The organism is Shewanella schlegeliana, assembly GCF_016765635.1.
In the GTDB taxonomy this organism is placed as follows: Bacteria; Pseudomonadota; Gammaproteobacteria; order Enterobacterales; family Shewanellaceae; genus Shewanella; species Shewanella schlegeliana.
On record NZ_JAESVD010000014.1, the window covers coordinates 1 to 17,196 of the forward strand.

19 protein-coding genes and 1 rRNA gene are annotated in these 17,196 nt (G+C 47.3%); 2 read left to right on the forward strand and 18 right to left on the reverse strand.

From position 1 onward, the window contains the following. Positions 1–16: 16 nt before the first annotated feature. A 5S ribosomal RNA gene (gene rrf, locus JMA39_RS19065) occupies positions 17–132 on the forward strand. Positions 133–973: 841 nt separating this feature from the next. Here rrf and JMA39_RS19070 read toward each other — a convergent pair. From JMA39_RS19070 to JMA39_RS19120, 11 genes are all read right to left on the reverse strand, one after another. After that, on the reverse strand, positions 974–1,258 hold the full coding sequence (locus tag JMA39_RS19070) for a hypothetical protein (protein WP_202723473.1): 285 nt from the start codon (positions 1,256–1,258) through the stop codon (positions 974–976). Between the two features lie 45 nt (positions 1,259–1,303). After that, positions 1,304–1,744 (reverse strand): hypothetical protein, encoded by a 441-nt coding sequence (locus JMA39_RS19075; protein WP_202723474.1) that lies wholly within the window; start codon positions 1,742–1,744, stop codon positions 1,304–1,306. After that, positions 1,729–2,742 carry a flagellar motor protein MotB gene (locus JMA39_RS19080; protein WP_202723475.1) on the reverse strand — a complete coding sequence of 338 codons (1,014 nt, stop codon included), beginning with the start codon at positions 2,740–2,742 and terminating at the stop codon, positions 1,729–1,731. Before JMA39_RS19080 ends, JMA39_RS19075 begins: the two co-directional genes overlap by 16 nt. After that, complete coding sequence (gene motA / locus JMA39_RS19085; protein WP_202723476.1) at positions 2,742–3,599, reverse strand: flagellar motor stator protein MotA; 858 nt, start codon at positions 3,597–3,599, stop codon at positions 2,742–2,744. Before motA ends, JMA39_RS19080 begins: the two co-directional genes overlap by 1 nt. Before the next feature lie 14 nt (positions 3,600–3,613). Next, positions 3,614–4,336: an RNA polymerase sigma factor FliA gene (locus JMA39_RS19090; RefSeq protein ID WP_202723477.1), complete on the reverse strand. Its 723-nt coding sequence runs from the start codon at positions 4,334–4,336 to the stop codon at positions 3,614–3,616. An 11-nt stretch (positions 4,337–4,347) separates the two neighbouring features. After that, positions 4,348–4,803 (reverse strand): flagellar basal body-associated FliL family protein, encoded by a 456-nt coding sequence (locus JMA39_RS19095; RefSeq protein ID WP_202723478.1) that lies wholly within the window; start codon positions 4,801–4,803, stop codon positions 4,348–4,350. Between the two features lie 14 nt (positions 4,804–4,817). Continuing rightward, positions 4,818–5,966, reverse strand: coding sequence for a flagellar hook-length control protein FliK (locus JMA39_RS19100; protein WP_202723479.1), 1,149 nt, complete (start codon positions 5,964–5,966; stop codon positions 4,818–4,820). After that, on the reverse strand, positions 5,959–6,285 hold the full coding sequence (locus JMA39_RS19105; RefSeq protein WP_202723480.1) for a hypothetical protein: 327 nt from the start codon (positions 6,283–6,285) through the stop codon (positions 5,959–5,961). Before JMA39_RS19105 ends, JMA39_RS19100 begins: the two co-directional genes overlap by 8 nt. Continuing rightward, positions 6,254–6,634 carry a flagellar export chaperone FliS gene (fliS, locus tag JMA39_RS19110; RefSeq protein ID WP_202723481.1) on the reverse strand — a complete coding sequence of 127 codons (381 nt, stop codon included), beginning with the start codon at positions 6,632–6,634 and terminating at the stop codon, positions 6,254–6,256. Before fliS ends, JMA39_RS19105 begins: the two co-directional genes overlap by 32 nt. Before the next feature lie 15 nt (positions 6,635–6,649). Beyond that, entirely contained in the window at positions 6,650–8,032 is a 1,383-nt protein-coding gene (gene fliD, locus JMA39_RS19115; RefSeq protein ID WP_202723482.1) for a flagellar filament capping protein FliD, read from the reverse strand. A 292-nt stretch (positions 8,033–8,324) separates the two neighbouring features. Further along, positions 8,325–9,134, reverse strand: a complete 810-nt coding sequence (locus JMA39_RS19120) for a flagellin N-terminal helical domain-containing protein (protein ID WP_202723483.1) — start codon at positions 9,132–9,134, stop codon at positions 8,325–8,327. 244 nt (positions 9,135–9,378) lie between these two features. On the opposite strand from JMA39_RS19120, the gene fliB reads away from it, so the two are divergent. Next, positions 9,379–10,554 (forward strand): flagellin lysine-N-methylase, encoded by a 1,176-nt coding sequence (fliB, locus tag JMA39_RS19125; RefSeq protein ID WP_202723484.1) that lies wholly within the window; start codon positions 9,379–9,381, stop codon positions 10,552–10,554. Between the two features lie 64 nt (positions 10,555–10,618). Here fliB and JMA39_RS19130 read toward each other — a convergent pair whose 3' ends face one another. The 7 genes from JMA39_RS19130 to flgG form a co-directional block, all read right to left on the reverse strand. After that, positions 10,619–11,653 carry a hypothetical protein gene (locus tag JMA39_RS19130; protein WP_202723485.1) on the reverse strand — a complete coding sequence of 345 codons (1,035 nt, stop codon included), beginning with the start codon at positions 11,651–11,653 and terminating at the stop codon, positions 10,619–10,621. A gap of 35 nt (positions 11,654–11,688) precedes the next feature. Then, entirely contained in the window at positions 11,689–12,606 is a 918-nt protein-coding gene (gene flgL / locus JMA39_RS19135) for a flagellar hook-associated protein FlgL (RefSeq protein ID WP_202723486.1), read from the reverse strand. Positions 12,607–12,616: 10 nt separating this feature from the next. After that, complete coding sequence (gene flgK, locus JMA39_RS19140) at positions 12,617–13,990, reverse strand: flagellar hook-associated protein FlgK (RefSeq protein WP_202723487.1); 1,374 nt, start codon at positions 13,988–13,990, stop codon at positions 12,617–12,619. 61 nt (positions 13,991–14,051) lie between these two features. After that, positions 14,052–14,465, reverse strand: coding sequence for a rod-binding protein (locus JMA39_RS19145; RefSeq protein ID WP_202723488.1), 414 nt, complete (start codon positions 14,463–14,465; stop codon positions 14,052–14,054). Then, positions 14,465–15,595, reverse strand: a complete 1,131-nt coding sequence (locus JMA39_RS19150) for a flagellar basal body P-ring protein FlgI (RefSeq protein ID WP_202723489.1) — start codon at positions 15,593–15,595, stop codon at positions 14,465–14,467. The genes JMA39_RS19145 and JMA39_RS19150 overlap by 1 nt, the downstream gene beginning before the upstream one ends. Positions 15,596–15,632: 37 nt before the next feature. Continuing rightward, complete coding sequence (flgH, locus tag JMA39_RS19155; RefSeq protein ID WP_202723490.1) at positions 15,633–16,307, reverse strand: flagellar basal body L-ring protein FlgH; 675 nt, start codon at positions 16,305–16,307, stop codon at positions 15,633–15,635. A 65-nt stretch (positions 16,308–16,372) separates the two neighbouring features. Then, positions 16,373–17,158 (reverse strand): flagellar basal-body rod protein FlgG, encoded by a 786-nt coding sequence (gene flgG / locus JMA39_RS19160; RefSeq protein WP_202723491.1) that lies wholly within the window; start codon positions 17,156–17,158, stop codon positions 16,373–16,375. Between the last annotated feature and the right edge of the window lie 38 nt (positions 17,159–17,196).

Here is a 17,196-nt window from a genome sequence, read left to right on the forward strand (position 1 = left end):
AAATTTACCAAATTTGTCTGGAAACCATAGAGCTGTGGTCCCACCTGAATCCATTCCGAACTCAGAAGTGAAACACAGTATCGCCGATGGTAGTGTGGGGTCTCCCCATGTGAGAGTAGGTCATTTCCAGGCGCTAAATACACGAAAAAGCCCTAGCAGAAAACGCTAGGGCTTTTTTCGTATATGCGCTCCGCGAAAAGAACTACTCCCGACGTCGCCCCGCCGCTGAGCGGGGTCCCCAGCTTCGTAACGAGTTACTCGCGCTACAAAGCCCTTGAATGCGTTGCATCCAGAGCAGGGCTTCTTCGCCCCCATGTGTTCGCTGCGCGAACCGAGGGCGATTATAGCTCCAGCATAATCGACACATCCGCCATCTGATGTTTAGTATTAACAAATGCCTTTGTGACATGGTCAATGATGTTCCTGACATCATTATGACATTTACCATATCCCTATGGGGCAGATGCCGAGGAAAGGCCTCGGCGGTCGCCAGCCGCTGAGCATGGCCAGAAATTGCGTCTATGCATTTTTGGCATTCGCACTTTGATACCTCCTTGCACAAAAGCCAGCTCGACATCCTTGTCTCTCGTTTGAGAGCATATGGCTTTCGCCATTCTCAGCATCTATCTGCCTTGCTCTCCTGTCTCGTAACAAATTACTCGCGCTACAAAGCTCTTGAATGCATTGCATCCAAAGCAGGGCTTATTAGTCTTCATGTGTTCGTTGCGCGACACAAGGGCGACTCTCTAGAGCTAATCTTACTTTTGCAATCTGTCGCGTATAAGCAAGCTTGCGCATTCAATTAGAGCGTGGTTAATGTTGTTGGTTTTAACTCTGCATCGAAAGAGGGGGGATATTTAGGATAGTCGTTGCTTGAAATCAGTTGCTGAGATAAATGTAAGCTTTACATGGTGATCTATCGGTTGCTATAGCCCGTTATACAGGCAACGGGCTAGGCAATGACGGCGGGGCGCTAAAAGAAAAAGAAGTAGGCGATAAGAACAAATGACAATAAGGCCCCGATGATGACTGGATAGATCTGATATCCATCTTCTGCTCTTCGTGCGCGTCTAAAGCATAGGTTAACTAGGATTAGGTTAAATACAGCTACCATTACAGAAGTAATTGCTCCGTGCTGAAATGACATATTTTTGATCTCGACAATAAGGTAGATCAAAGCAATCCAGTCAAATATTATTAGGTATAGAAAGAGCTTTTGTAAGGCATCGGGCCCTTTTCGCTCGTATGAAGCAGGCATTGTGATCTCCTTGTTTGTCACTGAATACCTAGATTGTATAAACCACTAAACCTGTGGTGACCGACTCAAGTTGTAGATTTTATTGGTGATGTAACCTATCTGTCTTTCGTCTCGTTCTGTCCATCTTGCGCCGATAAAGTTAAGTTTGTGATTAATTTTCGCAACGCGCATAACCTGAATCTGAAAGTATTCTTCTCCTAAGCATATAAAGATGGTCTGCTTGGGTTGTAAGTTACAGCGGCTAATTAATCCTACCCCTCCCAAACCAATATCTTTAATGTTGGCTATGCCGATGTTTTTACTCATTAAACAGTATTTTTTTACTAGTGAAACGGTTACACCATCGCAGGCAAAACGAATATCTTGATGGTTGCTTTCCCTCAGGCTAAACCTTGTATGTTGCCGGCCTTCTTCCTGCTCTTTCTGAGTTTTAGGCTGTTTATCAGCAGGGATAAATTCAGCCTGGATTATTATTGGGTCGTCCATTGCTGTGGATATCTTGTTCGCGGTTGGTTTGCCTCGGCAACTCGCTTTGCCTGTTGTAGCTCATCACTTGGGGCGGGTTGCTCTGACGGCAGTCCCATCATTTGACGCAACTGTTCTTCAGCCTCTGACGTCATGACCAATACTTCTATGCGTCGGTTTGCCGCAGCAGCAGGGTCGTTAATGATATAAGGTGCTTGGTCAGCCATCCCTGTTACCTGAATAACTTGGCTGCGTCTAAGTCCGCCATACTCGAGTACTCTTCTGGCGAGCAGGGCGCGTTTGCTTGACAGTTCCCAGTTGGTGAATACCTTGCCTGCGTACTGGCTAGAGTCAGTATGTCCTGAGATAGTGATCTTATTCTCCACTTTACTTAGAAGTGGCCCTAGAGCCATTAACAGATCTTCGAAGTAAGGCTTCATCTCTGAGCTTCCACGAGTAAACATAAATTGATGTATATTATCGTGCATTAAGATCCGCACACCTTGAGGGACAACTTGTAGCTCCACGTTGGCCCCCATGCTGACATCTTTAATGACCTGATCGATTTCTCTGGCGAGGAATTCAAGTTGAGCCTGAGTTTCAAACTTGCCTGGCACTAAAGAATTTAACTCAGGACCTTTGCCTGCCTTGGCATTTTCATCACCATTTGGAATACGGTTATGCATAGCCGGGCCACTGCGATCGGCTCCAGTGGATGTTGCTGGTAACACCGCCTGCTGAACCCCGATACTGGCCTCAAAGTCTACCATTGAGGGCGCACTGCTGAGATCAAATGGATTGATAGAACCTGTGGCATACAGATCACCTCTGAGGTATTGCACTATCATGGCTCGCTCTTGCTGATCGGCTATCTGCATGATCCAGAGCACCATAAATAGTGCCATCATGGCCAAGGTAAAGTCGGCGAATGCTACTTTCCAGGCGCCACCATGGGCGGCTTTGGCTTTAGAACGCTTCTTACGACGAACGATGATGGCTTGATCGGGTCTGGCTGCCATTAGCTTTTCTGCTCCACCATCCAACGCTCAAGTTCGATAAATGTTGGACGGTTTTCACTCTGGATCTGTTTGCGACCGGCATCGATGGCAAGCATTGGCGGCTTACCTTTTGCAAAAGCTGCTAGCATAGCTGCGACACAACGCATCTGGGCTGATTTACGCTCAACTAAGTGCTCTAGGGCCTTCGATAAAGGGTCAAATATGCAGTAACAAGCGAAGATACCGATAAAGGTACCGACTAAGGCGGCGGCAACTTTGACGCCAATCATAGTGATTGGGCCATCGATGTTCGACATGGTAATAATGATCCCCATTACTGCCGCAAGAATACCGAAGCCCGGCATAGCTTCGGCGACTTTATTCAGTGCGTGTGAGGGGCGCATTCTATCTTCGTCGATACGATGGATCTCCTCCTCTAGCATATGCTCTAAGTCATGAGCCGACATCTTGCCGATAGATTGCAGTCTTAGGTTATCTATCAGGAAGTTAAGCACATTTGGGTGCTCTAGTACCGCAGGGTACATGAGGAAGAGTGAGCTTTCTCTAGGCTTCTCTATATGGTCGTCTAGTACTCGCAGTCCCTGAGACTGAATCTGCGCCATTAACATGCCCATTAAACCAAAGAGCTGTGGATAGAGTTCAGGGTCTTCCTGTTCAACTTTGACCAACTCTCTGAGTTGTTCATACATCTCAAGTAAAACAGGTTTAGGGTTCGCGATAATAAGTGCCCCTACACCTGCACCAAAAATGATTAGGATTTCGGCTGGCTGCCAGAGGGAGATCAATGCTCCTCCTGCCCACACGTATCCACCAAATACCGACAAGAGAATTATCACTAGCCCTAACAGTTTGCTCATACTACCTCACCTGCTTACCGTTCCCATTGTTGATAGATATTCTGAAGCTGTTTAACTGCTTGTTTATGCAGCTGACAAATACGAGTTTCAGTTAACCCCAAGGTTGCGGCAATTTCTTTTAAATTGAGTTCATGTTGATAGTAAAGCGACAGGATCAGCTGTTCTCTTTTGTTTAATTTTGAAATAGCCTGAAATAAACATTCTTTTGCTGAAAATTGCTCCAACACATCATTCTTATCGACAAAATGACCGCCTTCGCTTATGAGTTCATCTAAGCTGCGCATCGACTCAGATTGGGAGGCAAATAGCCGCTCTCGGTACTCGGTCTCACTCAAGCCCATTGCCTCAGCAACCTCTTTATCTGTTGGTTCTCTCTCTAATAGCCGAGTTAGCTGCCTAACGGTATCGTTAAGTTCGTGGGCCTGCTGCCTTACTGGGCGAGGCCGCCAATCTTGACGCCGCAGCTCATCAAGAATAGCGCCACGAATACGCTGGCCTGCGAATGAGATAAAGCCATTATCGTATTCCCCGGGGTAACGTCTCGCTGCTTCGAGTAGCGCCATCATGCCTATCTGTTCCATATCTTCAATAGCGAGAACGGAGCCACAGTGACTTCTAAGCTGTGATACTGAACGCTTAACTAAAGGCAGATACTGCACCATCACCTGACTCTCGGATTGACGGTTCATCACGCTATCTTCAGAAACTTCTTGGTAGGCAGATTGTGCTGCATTCATAGCATAGGCCTTTATTGAATAACCATACGAGTAAACAGCACATCATCTAATTCGATAGCAAAATCATTCTCGGCTAATACTGTGGATAGTAAGCCGTGAGCTTCTTTTTGCAGGGATTCGAATTGCTGCGCGTTATTGAGCTCATTGAAGTGCTTATGGGAAAACATCTTCATTAGAGAGTTTTTAATAACAGGGTCGGCCTGTTTAATTGTGCTTTCTACATTCTGAGAGCGGCTTTTTAGTGCTAGCTCTAGCAGAAGGTAATGGGGGTATTCATCACCGGGTATGGAGATGACAAATTTGTCGAGAGGGTAAAACTGGGCAGATTTTACTTCGGCTTCTTTAGCTTCAAAGGGGCCACCGATAAGCTTTGGCGACTGCCAACCGACCCAGAAAATACCTGCTGTCCAAGAGACAACCAGAAGGGCGGTGATAATCCGTTTGCTGTTACTTTTAGTTGATGACATGAATAACTCCTAAATTACGCGAGTAGATCGACCTGATCTTGTTGGGGGATATCAGCAGAGGCGAGTGATTCATGGAGACTTGCTGATGCTATAGCCGATTGAGAACTGCCCTGATGCTTTTGTTGCTGCGGCTCGCCTTGGTTGATGTCGACATCAATTTGGCCACCATGATCCATTGCTAATTCGGCTCGCAATCTATCTAGCCCCATCAATAGTGCGTCTCTTACCGATGAGTTAGCTGCGTGCATCTGGATATGTAGGCGATCGCCATCTAGGCGCACATTAAGCTCAATTTTTCCAAGTTCTGGAGGGTCGAGTCTTAGCTCTGCCTGTTTTATCTGTTGGTCTATTTGGAATCTAAGCTGCTCCCTCAGCGGCGAAAGCATCTCATGGCTCTGCTGTGGCAATGGAGCTGACTGTGAAACAGAAACGGGTCCCCACTGAGCAACACTGCTTTGAGTACGAGAGCTAGTTGCTAAAATCTGGTTTACCGAATCGATGGCGCTGCTGGTTCCGTTTTCAACCATGTTTGCTGAGAGCGTGGTTGAAAAAGGGTTGGTTGTGCCTTGAAAGGGGTTAAAACCTGCAAAGCTATCAGGCTTCATTGCACCTGATATTAATGGAAAGCTGCCGTTGGTCGCAGCCGTGTTGCCTATCTCTGTTCCCTGCGACGTGATCATGTTCAAGGGCAAGCTCTGTGCTCGAGTATCGAGAGTTTGTACTTGAGTGCTCGTAGCTTGTGTGGCCAATTGAGATTGATTTAAAGCTTGCTGGCTAAGCGATAAAAATGCTGGGGTTTGGCTACGCCCTTCTGTTGTTTGGTAAGTGGTGGCAGCAACTTGTGGCTCGATCGCCAATTGTGAGTTGCTATGGCGTGTCAGCTGAAGCGTTGCGGTCAGTGACTGATTAAGTGGCTGAGTCTCCCCTCTCGTTGAAAGATCCGCCATCGTGTGTGGTAGTCGTTCAGTGGAGGCTTGATGTGGTTGTATCAGTGAAAAAGGAGCCAGCGCCTGAGCGTACTGCTCAAACGAGTCATGTTCAGCTAGGTCGCAGTTAACGCAGTTCACAGTCCCTTGGTTACTTGCTTCTTTTATTGGAGTCGATGTGGCTGAGTTTGTCGCCGCTGAGGTGACTGATGTACTTGGCAATACTGGGCTAGTCATTATCTACTCCGCCACTGACACAGGTTAGTTGATAGGCGGCTAGGCCATCTTGTTGCTGTTTAAACTGTGTCATCTCTTGCTTAAGCTGGTCTTTAGATTGATGTAACTGCTGCAACACTTGCTGATGAGTACGGGCTAAAGATTGGCGCGCAAGCAACTGCGAGCGGGAATTTGGTTTTCCCGCTCTTTTAAGGGCATTGGTCATTTTTTGGTTTACTAAAACCAACTTTTCCCAATTTTGAGCTTGGGCGTGAAATCGCAGCGCTTTTTCAAACTGCTGCCACTGCTCAATTGAGATTTGCCCAACCGGCTCTGACATCGGTAATTACCTTAGTGATGGGTTCTAGGGCGGCAACGCTATTTTCAACGCTTGCGGTTACCAGTTGTCGACTGCAATAGTCATAAAGGCGGTTTAGGCCTGCCGCGACTTCGCCGCCATTTTCAATATCGAGCATGGAGTCGAGTCCATGGACGATATTGAGGCACTTATTGATACTCTGGCCTTTATCTTCATAGCTGCGGCGCTGCATAAAACCTGCAGCGCGTTGGATCTCCTCTAATAGGCCGTCAAGCAACATGCGCACCATCTCATGAGGGTTTGCTGCTGCGGCTCTCGCGTCTAGAGAGGTTTGCTTATAAGCATTAAAGGGATCGTGCTCGTTCAACATTTTTTTGTTGTTTCCTTAATAAAACAGTGCGCTAGCTGAGTTTAATTGGCTGATGGTTGCTTCCATTGCGGTAAATTGAGCTAGGTAAATTTGATACCTCTGTTCCATCTGTCTGTCGTGATTGTCCATGCTGGTTTCGACTCGCTCGATCTGTTTCTCCAAGTTCTCTTGCTTAAGATCCATAGAGCCTTGGAACTTGGTGAAAGGGTCGATGAGAGTATCGAGCCTGTCGATATAACTGCCAGAGTCGGTAAACATGGCTTGTATCGCATCAGGGTCATCTTTGAGGGCTTTGGTTAGCTTATCCTGGTCGATATCGAGTTTGCCGTCTCGGCCCATCTCAACGCCGATATCCGATAGGCGCATACCGTTTGGCGCTGTATCGAAGATGGCATCACGCATATTTTGTTGCAGCATTCGAATGCTCGAATCACCCTTGAGTACGCCTAGCTGATCTTCTGTGATGGAAGAGTTGAAGTCGTCATCTTTATCATCTTTATCTTCATCGCTGTCATCTTTATCGTCATTTTCGTTATTGATATCGTCTAACTCTTCGCTGCCCATAGAGCGAGTGAGCTTATTTATCTCGTCCATCAAGTTATTGAAGATATCGACGAAGTCTTCAACGGCCTGTTCGCTGGCATCGGTATCTGATGCGATCTTAATACTGCTGCTTTCACCCACCGCATGGACTTTGTTGAGTTCGATAGAGACGCCATCGATGACATTGGCTAAGTTATTGCTGCTACTGGTGATATCGATGCCGTTGAGATTAACCTTGGCATCTTGTGCTGCGCGTCGCTCAGTCATGCCCCAATCGGCACCATTCATACTGACACTAATATTATTTTCTGCACCCGTAGCCGTAGATGAGAGCATTAGCTCAACCTGACCGCCAGTTCGTACAAGAGAAGCTTGTACGCCTGGATTGTCGGAATGCTCGTTGATCATGCCTGTGAGCTCTTTGACTGTGGCAGTCCCACTAGGGTTTAGTACCGACATATCAAGGCTAATGCTGTCAGCAGGATCTGAGCCAAGTTGGATCTCAATAACGCCGCTGGTGGGCAGCAGACTGTCTTCACTGCCGAAGCTCTTAGTTAATTGGTGCGCCTGAGCTAGTTGCTCGATATACAGGTCGTAGTTGCCCGTTGGTGCACCGCTCTCGACCATGATCGAGGCATTATCATCGCTGATTGAAGAGGTTTTGCCTTCGAAGGCGTCGCCATTAATCTTTTCAAGATTGCTGGTCATCTTATCTAGACTACGTTCAAGGATCTTATAGGCATCAAGTTGTGCCTCATATTTGGTCATATTGCTTTCAAATATCTGATCTTTGCCCATACGTTCTGCGACGATAAGTTGTTCGGCGAATGAGGCGCCACCCATACCTGAAATCATTTGATCCTCCAATCTTGCTGTTATGCAAATGGCAATCTTCATGCCAAAAGTTAAGTGTATGTTTTATGGTGTTTTTGCTTGTTTTAGGATGTGCGATGAGTTAATTGATTTTCCGTTAGTCGCAGGGGAAGGGAAGTATTGCTTCCGCTTGAGACTTGGGGGTTATGTTCGCTACAACCACGTAATTAGTAAGGCGACCTCAAGCTAGGGCCACTGAAGTATTGAGGGGAATTTGTTGTCAAAAAAAGGGCCCGAAGGCCCTTGATAGAAAGTTGGGAGAATGGGGGGAAGATTAACCCAATAGACCCATAACCAAACCAGTGTTTTGGTTTGAAGAAGACAGGATGTTAGTACCTGCTTGAACTAGTAGCTGGTTCTTAGTCATCGCAGCTGTTTCTACTGCGAAATCTGTATCCATGATGCGGCCAGCAGCGGCTTTAGTATTTTCGGTAACGTTAGTTAGGTTAGACGCTGTGTGGCCTAAGCGGTTGATACTCGCACCTAGGTTAGAACGCTCTGCACCAACGGTATCAATAATCTTATCAACGTTGTCGATTTCAGCTACAGCAGCTGCTTGGTCTGCTAGACCACCGACGAATAGCGCTTTAACATCAGCAACTTTTGTCGTTACGGTTAGTTTTTCAGCTGAAGATGCGCCGATCTGGAAGTCTACCGCACCATCTAATTCAGTAAATAGCTTGTTACCACTGTATTCTGTGCTATCGATGATACGGATCGCTTCTTTGTTAAGCTCTTTATATTCAGCATCTAGCGCTTTCATGTCTTCTGCCGAGTTCACGCCGTTAGCTGCTTGTGTCGCTAATTCTTTTTGACGAGTTGCGATGTTGTTTAGTTCATCTAATGCGCCATCGGCAGTTTGTAGCATAGAAGTCGCGTCAGATACGTTACGGCCAGCTGTTTCCATACCAGTTACGTTAGCGTTTAGGCGAGTCGCAATCTGTAGACCTGCAGCATCGTCAGATGCACTGTTGATACGAAGACCTGTAGATAGACGCTCCATAGCGTTGCTAAGTAGGTCATTATTTTTAGTGACAGCATTTTGAGCGATGTTAGACGCGTTGTTAGTCATTACAGATAACATAGGATATTCCTTTAGGTTTTACTGATTGTTTGGTTTCTATAATCTTAAAACGACACGCGAATTGAAAACTGAAAACAATGGATGAATTAATTTATTGCGCCAGCCTTAAAGTATTGATTTTAATGTGTTAAATATTTTATTTTTTATTGTCGAATTACAAAAAAAGCTTTAGTTAATAGGTGATGGGGTCGCTTTAATAGCTATATCTAGGCTTAACCAAAACTTGATTACAAAGAGAGCGAGAATGAAGTATTCACTCATTAGACCCAGTTTCGTCACCAACTTCAGCTGCATTGGCGGGGAGTGTGAAGATAGTTGCTGTTACGGTTGGAATATCCATATTGATAAGCAAAGCTATAAAAAAACCTTGGCACATAGCGAGCTTAAGGTCTTGGCTAAAACGGCATTGAAGAAGGTCAAAAAGAGTGAGCAGGTTTGGGCTCAAGCGGTTTTGAATGAAGAGGGGGCTTGTGGCTTTTTAGATGAGAATAAACTTTGTCAAATTCATGCCAAGGCTGGGGAAGCGTTACTGAGTAATACTTGCAAGACATATCCCAGAATGGCGCATATGAGAGGAGGGGATCGTTATGACAGTTTGTCGCTATCTTGCCCTGAAGCGGCGAGAAATATTCTGCTTAGGCCCGATGCATTTCGTGTTGAACGCACGACACTCACCCACCATCGCACCTTTAAGGCAACACCAGTTTGGGCACAGAAGGCATATGACTACTCTATTCAGCTACTCCTAAAGCCAGAGCAACCTTTGGAGCATGGTCTTACCGCAATTGGTATTTTGATGAAAACAACCGAGCGTGTTGCTAATGGTGAACTTGAAAGTAGTGCCATCGACAATATGTTTCAGCAGCTGATTATTTTAAGTGATAACGGCCAGCTCAAGCAGCATTTTGAGGGCTTTAATCAAGATACAGATGCACACCAAATGCATGCGTTTACCTCAATTCAATTATGGCTAAATACCAATAAAGTAAGACGAGGGCGGAGTCGGTTTGAACTAATCAATCAAGCTATCTGTGCCATGGCTGATGAAGAGAAAAGCATTAGTATGAGCAAGATTAATCGGGCTTGGAAAGAGGTGGCAGTGCCAGCACTGCAGGACCAGCAAGAGTTATTTAGCCGTTATTTGCTTTATTACTTTTACCAGATGAACTTCCCTCTAGTCGATAAACTCACTCCATCGCAGGCCTTTAGAGTGATGCTGTTGGATTTCTTTATGCTACGTTGCTATTTAGCCGTGATAGCCGCTAAAAATGAGGGTTTATCTGAGCATGACATCATCATGTGTTTTCAGGTGTATCACACCAATCGGCAGCATAAGGCAAACTATAGCCAGTATGCTATCAACCTTTTGGATGAAGCTAAATTTGATGACTTAGCCTCAATACTCACCCTGCTGTCGTAACGGTATAGATGTCACTATTGGGTTTGTGGGGCCATATATTTCTAGCCCCCAAACCACTCAATTCTTAAGAGAGTAGGGCCGATACTTGTGGACGGCTCAGATTTGCCTGCGCCATTAGCGAGGTCACTTGCAGACTAAAAGGTGAGGACTGCATTAAGCTGGCCACTTGAGTCAAAGTCGACTCCAACTCTAATGTTGTGTCTTTGCGCTGGTTTACTCTGTGTAATTGCTGTTGAAGCTGCTGCTTGCTGTTACTTAACTCTTGTAACTGCGACTCGACCTTGTGACGTGTCTTGGCTATTTTAGCCATAGTCTGTTTGAGATCCGCAGGACTATTGAAGCGCCATTCTCTGGGATCTTGCCAGTTGAGCTCTTCGCTGACCTTGATGGTTCTGACATCCCCCGCAGGCAATCTTTGACCTTGTCCGATCATCAATAGCCCTGCTTGCACTTGCTGCCATTGCTGTTTACTGCTCTTGAAGATGACTCGGCCTTCATTGCTGCGAAGTACCTGCATATCCAGCGGCTTAAGCGCACTGTTGAGTCTACTTACTAGCTCTGCAGGTTGTGCATTTGCGGGTAATAATACTCTTACTGACTCACTGCCTAGCTGCATATTGATCAGTTCATCGCGTGGTTTTGCTGCGGCTAAATCTACAGATTTCAAGCTGAAACTGTACTTGGCTGCGGGTCTTTGGCTAGATATTAGGTTGAGCTGATGATCGATCAGAGGCTTACCATGATAGCTGACCTCCAGTTGCGCCAGTTTTTGCTGGATCTGCAGACTGCGATTCATCTGCTCACTATCGAGGCTAGAAGAGTCTAGCTTAGATGAAAGTGATTGTTGGCTTTGGCCTTGCAACTGCTTAAGCAGGTTCTGTACTTGCTGCAGACCTTGCTCTGCCACTTGAGACGCACTGATCTTGTGCTGTCCCTGTGTGACCTTAGCCCAGCGGTTATAGCTCTCTAATCTATGGCTTGGAATGCTAGCAACATTGGCCTTAGTTTGTTCTCTTAGCGGTTGTTTTATGCCAATGCTCGGCGCAACCGTCTGGCTGCGCTGTTGAACATTGAGTGAGTCTGAAATCCCGTTGAGCATTAACTTCTCTTAAGCTGATTAGATCAAGGTTGAACTTATATGTGGTTGAACAGGGATAGTTGTGACACCTGCACAAATGTCTGTTGAGTCACTTTAAGCGTGGTTAGCTTTAAGTTGTACTCTGCAGTGGCCTGAGCATAGTCTAAACCCTCAGTTTCACCTATCACTTCTTTATTAAAAAGAACGCGTTCTTCATGGGAAGCCTGCACCAAGCTTAAGGTGTTTTGCTTGCCACCTATATCGGTGATCGCCGAGCTAATACTGGTAAGGGTGTCATCTAAACTGGTTTGCATCTCTTCGGCGGCTTGGCTAAATGCAGGATCGCCTGGAGCCAGTGTTGGGTCTTCGAGCGTTGCAATAAAGTCTTTAGTTTGATTGAGGATATCAGCACTGCCGTTAGAGAAAATAAAGTCTGCTGCGGTACTGTTAGCCGTCATCCAAGATGAGCCGGAGGTTTGCACTTCACGAGTGTTAGTATCGCCTTGGTAGACATAGTTACCATCGGCATCTTTTCCGATAGGAGCAGTATCGGTTTTGTTACCAGAGAAAAGGTAGTTACCGGATTCATCTTTAGCGTTGAGGGTATCTGCAAACGCCTCTAATAGCTCATTCATCTCGGCAGCATAAGCCGCTCTGTCTTCAGGTGATAAGCTGCCATTATTGGCCGATACGGTAATTTCACGCATACGACCTTGCAGCTCGACCATGCTCGACATATAGGTTTCTGAGCGGCTAAAGCTAGTGCTTAACGATTCGGTATTTTTTATATACTGGTTGGTAGCGGCCATGTCCCGCTCATTGCCAATGACCCTTACCGAGCCGATAGGATCGTCAGATGGGCGCAGTATTGATGTGCCTGTAGACATCATCTCATTGAGCCTGGCTATATCGGCAGTGGAGTTCTGCAGACTCTGTAAATTATTGCTGTAGAGATTAAGCATACTTACACGCATGAAGAGCTCCTTAAATCGTGTTTAAAATAGTTTGAAATAGCTGATCTGCAGTTGAGATAACCTTGGCATTTGCCTGATAAGACTGCTGGTAGATGATGAGGTTAACCCCCTCTTCATCCATGTTGACGCCACTGGTGCTTGCCCACTGTTTTTGGGCCTCCAGTTGTAGGTTTTCAGCTGTATCTTTAGTCATCTGTGCTTGGCGAGAGGCCGAGCCGAGTTCACCAATCTTACTGGCGAATGCATCACCCATGGTGGCATCGACTCCCATAGAGCTAAAGGTGAAGCTCTTGTTGGCGATATCCACGAGTTCTACCAAGTTACTGTTATCACCTGGGGTACCATCCTTACCAAACGCGAGCATGTCAGCGTTAAATCCTGAGGTCAGTTTTAGGCTGCCTGCTGGGTTAGTTGGGTCATAGGTAAACAGATCTTGTGTTGGCGTATTGCCATTTAAGTCGGTGCCGCCAGCTAGCACAGCATTGAACTCATCGGCCATGGTCATGGCGAGTTCGTCGATAAACGCCATTGAGTCGACTAAGCTGTTGTCGCGATAGTCGATCAGCGCACCTAAACTGCCGCCAGCACTTTCATCTAGCGGAAAGCTCGATTGACCAAACTGAATGCTGGTCTGGCTAAACTTAGGGTTGGCTGGATCTGGTGTCACTTGAATCTTAGATGCAATAGTGCCCGACAGCAGGGGTTGCCCTTGAGCTAAAGAGATGTTGATCATCCCCGTCGAGTCTTCAACGACATTGACGTCGACAATTTGTGACAAGTCATCGATCGCGGCGTCTCGTGCATCGAGTAGCGCTAAAGGTACGTTACCATTGGCGTTAGCTTTTTGAATATCGGCATTAAAGCTGGCGATAGTTTCTAATTGGCTGTTGATCTCTTTAGCCGAGGCATTGATTTGGCCTTCGACTTGAGTCACCTGAGAGTTTAAGCCTTCGCTGATTGAGTTAAAGCGTTGGGTTAAGGCCTTAGCTTCGTTGAGCACTCCTTGGCGATGGGCAATCTCGTTAGGTTGCTCCATGGCCGAGTTCAGTGACGCAAACAGGAGATCGAGTCCAGCCGAGATGCTGTTACCTTCAGAGCCAAAAATCTGCTCCACTTGGCCAAAATAGCTAGATTGAGTCTTAGCAAACCCTAGATTGCTGGTGGTATTCCATAGCTGAGCAACTTCGTATTGATCCGATATACGGCGTACGCCGTCGACCATCACGCCAGAGCCACTGCCGTAGATACCATTACCCACAGAGCTAAGCATCACTTGTTGACGAGAATATCCCGGCACCATGGCGTTGGTGACGTTATTGGAAGTGGCGGTCAGGGCTGCCATGCTGGCGTTAAGCCCGGACATACCTATGTTGAGCATGCTCATCTTGAATCCTTATCTCTAGCGTTTTAAATGACGGCGAAGATTAATCAGCACCGCAGCCTATTTAGGTTTGCGGCTTGGTAATAAAGGGCAATATCAAGGCAGGTTGCATCGCAACGGTATTGGCATTGCCATTAGTTTGATTATTAGAGGCGACCGTCTCCGGCTCAGACTTAAGTCCTGCCGATAATTGTTTGGTCATCACCTCGGCAAGCCCGGTGCTCTGCATCTGGCTTAGACGCCCCGCAAGTTCAGCATCGTGCCAGTCACGGTACATGCCATCGTTTTGCGATGACAGCGGGCTGTCTTTATCTGCCATCACATCAGAGGCGCTACGCATCTGCTTTAAAACGGTTTGCAGAAACTGAGCTTCAAACTGTTGGCTAACAAGTTTCAGTGCGCCTTGCTCGCCGTTAGATTTAATCAGCTCTCCTGCATCGAGTTGGTTGAGATAACTGTGGTTATTGTCGAGTTTCATTAGATCACCACCAATTCAGCTTCAAGGGCACCGGCTTCATTTAGTGCTTGTAAAATCGCCATCAGATCCATCGGCGATGCGCCTAGGCTATTAACTGCACGGACGATGTCATTAAGGGCGATACCTTCGGGCCAGACAAACATATGACCGTTGCCTTCATCGATATTGACTTGACTGTCGGTGGTGACAACCGTTTCGCCCTGCGCTTGGCCCAAGTAAGCCCCATTAGGTTGGCTAACAAACTCCTGCTCTACGATAGTCACCGTGAGGTTGCCATGGCTGACAGCTGCCTTACGGACCACGACATCGCCGCCCATCACTACGGTACCGGTGCGACTGTTAAACACCACTCGTGGGGATTTGCGCCCTTGTTCAATTTGCAGCTCTTCGAGCATAGACATGAAGGTCACGCGTTCGCGATTAGAGCTTGGCGCACGAACGATGACTTTAGCGCTGCTGTCCGCTTGTGCGACATCTGGGCCGAATAGTTCATTGACCGCGCGTTCGATATTGCGAGCCGTCTTAAAGCTCGGGTCGATAAGGTTCAGTACGATATTTTTATTTTCATTAAAGTTACTGTGCATCTGCGCTTCTAACAGCGCACCATTAGGAATATTACCCACGGTCGGCACGTTAATGGTGACCGAAGTGCCGTTACGACCTTGAGCCGACACTCCACCAACCACCAAATTACCTTGGGCAACGGCATAGATCTCACCATCGACGGCACGCATTGGGGTCATTAAAAGGGTACCGCCACGTAGGCTCTTAGCATCACCGAGTGATGACACGGTAATATCCAAGGTTTGTCCTGGGCTAGCCAGAGGTGGCACGGTAGCGTGGACCGCAACCGCGGCGACGTTCTTCAGTTTCGGATCTGTCTTGTCATCAATCTGCACGCCAAACTGTTTTAGCATGTTGACGATAGACTGGCTGGTAAAGCGCACCTGAGTACGGTCACCCGTGCCATCTAGGCCGACAACTAAGCCGTAACCCACCAGTTGGTTATCACGGATCCCTTGTACATCGACAATATCCATCAGATAGCGATGCTGAGGCTGCGCCTGAACGGGAAGTAGAGGCGATAGGCCTAGCAACATACTGACCATAAAGATGGCTATTTTTTTCATTCACACAATCCTGACTTTTGAATACTCAAATTGATGATCACAACGGGAACCAAGGGCTATTGAAGTAGCGAGCGGCCCAGCCCATACGGTTACTATCAGAGATGGCTCCTTGGCCTCCATAGATTATTCGTGCATCGGCGATACGCTGTGACGAGATGGTGTTGTCATTACCAATATCGTCGGCACGGATAAGACCTAGTAGGCGAAGGTACTCATCACCTTGGTTTAGGCGTAACCATTTTTCACCGCGGATCAGCAGGGCGCCATTTGGCAAAACCTTAGCCACAGTTACAGTGATAGACCCCGATAGTTGGTTCTGTTGGGTACTTGAACCTGTGCCGTTAAAGGAGCGTCCCATATTTGCTTCGCCGCTGCCGCTGATACTGCTAGAACCGTTGGTACCTTGGCCATCAATCGACATGCCGCTGACCTTGTTGGTCTTAGTATCGGCACGTTTACTCGAATAGGTTTTTTCGTCTAGCGCTACCGTGAGAATGTCGCCTTCGCGAAATGCGCGCTTATCCTTAAACAGGGTGAGCATAAAGCCTGGACGATAGACACTGCCGTTCTCGGCCGTCGGTAGGCTGTAGTCAATTTCTGGTGGCGCCCACTCAGGCTTACCTGGTGCAGTGTCTGGTTCAGGTATATGTGCGACACAGCCAGACAGTAGTAAGGTTAAACCTATGCCAAAGCCAATCCATAGTGATTGCATGTCGGAGCCCTTTTCGCGTTTTGTTGGTTGATAAGCCATGGTGGAGCCAGTCGATAAAGCGCTGCTTACAGCGCTTGGTTTAGGAACTTAAGCATGTCGTCAGAAGCCGATACGACCTTGGCGTTCATCTCGTAAGCGCGCTGAGTCGAGATCATCTCGACCATCTCCTCAACCACGTTGACGTTGGCACCTTCAAGCGCGCCTTGACGAATTTGCCCCAGCGCTTGATCGCCTGCGATACCTTCTACTGCTGCGCCCGATGCGCCCGTTTCACGATAGAGGTTGTTACCGCGCGCCTCGAGTCCGGCTGGATTGGTAAAGTTAACTAGGGTGATCTGTCCTAGCTCTTGAGCATCTGCCTGGCCAGCCATCTGCGCCGATACGATACCGTCGGTAGCGATGGTGACATTGAGCGCCTCTTCAGGGATCTCTATGTTTGGCACCAACGGTAAGCCTTGAGAGGTCACCATTAGGCCCTCACTATTGCGATAGAACTGTCCATCACGGGAGTAGCTTAACTCGCCGTTGGCTTCTTCAATTTGGAAAAACCCCTGTCCTTCGATAGCCATGTCCAACTGTTGGTTGGTGGTGAGCATATCGCCAGGGGTGAATACCTTTTGTGTACCGACAACACGGGTACCCGTACCGAGTTGCAGGCCTGATGGTAGCTCATTTTGTTCGTCGACTTGACCGCCAGGTTGGCGCTGTACTTGATAGAACAGGTCGTTAAAGGCGACACGGTCGCGCTTAAAGCCCGTGGTGTTAACGTTTGCCAAGTTGTTGGCAATGGTGGTCATCTTAGTATCTTGGGCGGTTAAGCCGGTCTTACTGACCCATAAAGCTGATTGCATCTGTGTTTCCTTTAAAGTCTAGGCTTTAAAAAATTAGT

Excerpts from the sequence above, each read along its gene's own strand:
- JMA39_RS19130 (WP_202723485.1), bottom strand. The coding sequence starts at position 11,653 with ATGCTCAACGGGATTTCAGACTCACTCAATGTTCAACAGCGCAGCCAG.
- JMA39_RS19075 (WP_202723474.1), bottom strand. The coding sequence starts at position 1,744 with ATGGACGACCCAATAATAATCCAGGCTGAATTTATCCCTGCTGATAAA.
- flgH (WP_202723490.1), bottom strand. The coding sequence starts at position 16,307 with ATGCAATCACTATGGATTGGCTTTGGCATAGGTTTAACCTTACTACTG.
- JMA39_RS19100 (WP_202723479.1), bottom strand. The coding sequence starts at position 5,966 with ATGACTAGCCCAGTATTGCCAAGTACATCAGTCACCTCAGCGGCGACA.
- motA (WP_202723476.1), bottom strand. The coding sequence starts at position 3,599 with ATGAGCAAACTGTTAGGGCTAGTGATAATTCTCTTGTCGGTATTTGGT.
- JMA39_RS19145 (WP_202723488.1), bottom strand. The coding sequence starts at position 14,465 with ATGAAACTCGACAATAACCACAGTTATCTCAACCAACTCGATGCAGGA.
- flgL (WP_202723486.1), bottom strand. The coding sequence starts at position 12,606 with ATGCGTGTAAGTATGCTTAATCTCTACAGCAATAATTTACAGAGTCTG.
- JMA39_RS19150 (WP_202723489.1), bottom strand. The coding sequence starts at position 15,595 with ATGAAAAAAATAGCCATCTTTATGGTCAGTATGTTGCTAGGCCTATCG.
- flgK (WP_202723487.1), bottom strand. The coding sequence starts at position 13,990 with ATGAGCATGCTCAACATAGGTATGTCCGGGCTTAACGCCAGCATGGCA.
- JMA39_RS19080 (WP_202723475.1), bottom strand. The coding sequence starts at position 2,742 with ATGGCAGCCAGACCCGATCAAGCCATCATCGTTCGTCGTAAGAAGCGT.
- JMA39_RS19095 (WP_202723478.1), bottom strand. The coding sequence starts at position 4,803 with ATGTCATCAACTAAAAGTAACAGCAAACGGATTATCACCGCCCTTCTG.
- JMA39_RS19105 (WP_202723480.1), bottom strand. The coding sequence starts at position 6,285 with ATGTCAGAGCCGGTTGGGCAAATCTCAATTGAGCAGTGGCAGCAGTTT.
- fliD (WP_202723482.1), bottom strand. The coding sequence starts at position 8,032 with ATGATTTCAGGTATGGGTGGCGCCTCATTCGCCGAACAACTTATCGTC.
- fliS (WP_202723481.1), bottom strand. The coding sequence starts at position 6,634 with ATGTTGAACGAGCACGATCCCTTTAATGCTTATAAGCAAACCTCTCTA.
- JMA39_RS19120 (WP_202723483.1), bottom strand. The coding sequence starts at position 9,134 with ATGTTATCTGTAATGACTAACAACGCGTCTAACATCGCTCAAAATGCT.
- flgG (WP_202723491.1), bottom strand. The coding sequence starts at position 17,158 with ATGCAATCAGCTTTATGGGTCAGTAAGACCGGCTTAACCGCCCAAGAT.
- JMA39_RS19070 (WP_202723473.1), bottom strand. The coding sequence starts at position 1,258 with ATGCCTGCTTCATACGAGCGAAAAGGGCCCGATGCCTTACAAAAGCTC.
- JMA39_RS19090 (WP_202723477.1), bottom strand. The coding sequence starts at position 4,336 with ATGAATGCAGCACAATCTGCCTACCAAGAAGTTTCTGAAGATAGCGTG.
- fliB (WP_202723484.1), top strand. The coding sequence starts at position 9,379 with ATGAAGTATTCACTCATTAGACCCAGTTTCGTCACCAACTTCAGCTGC.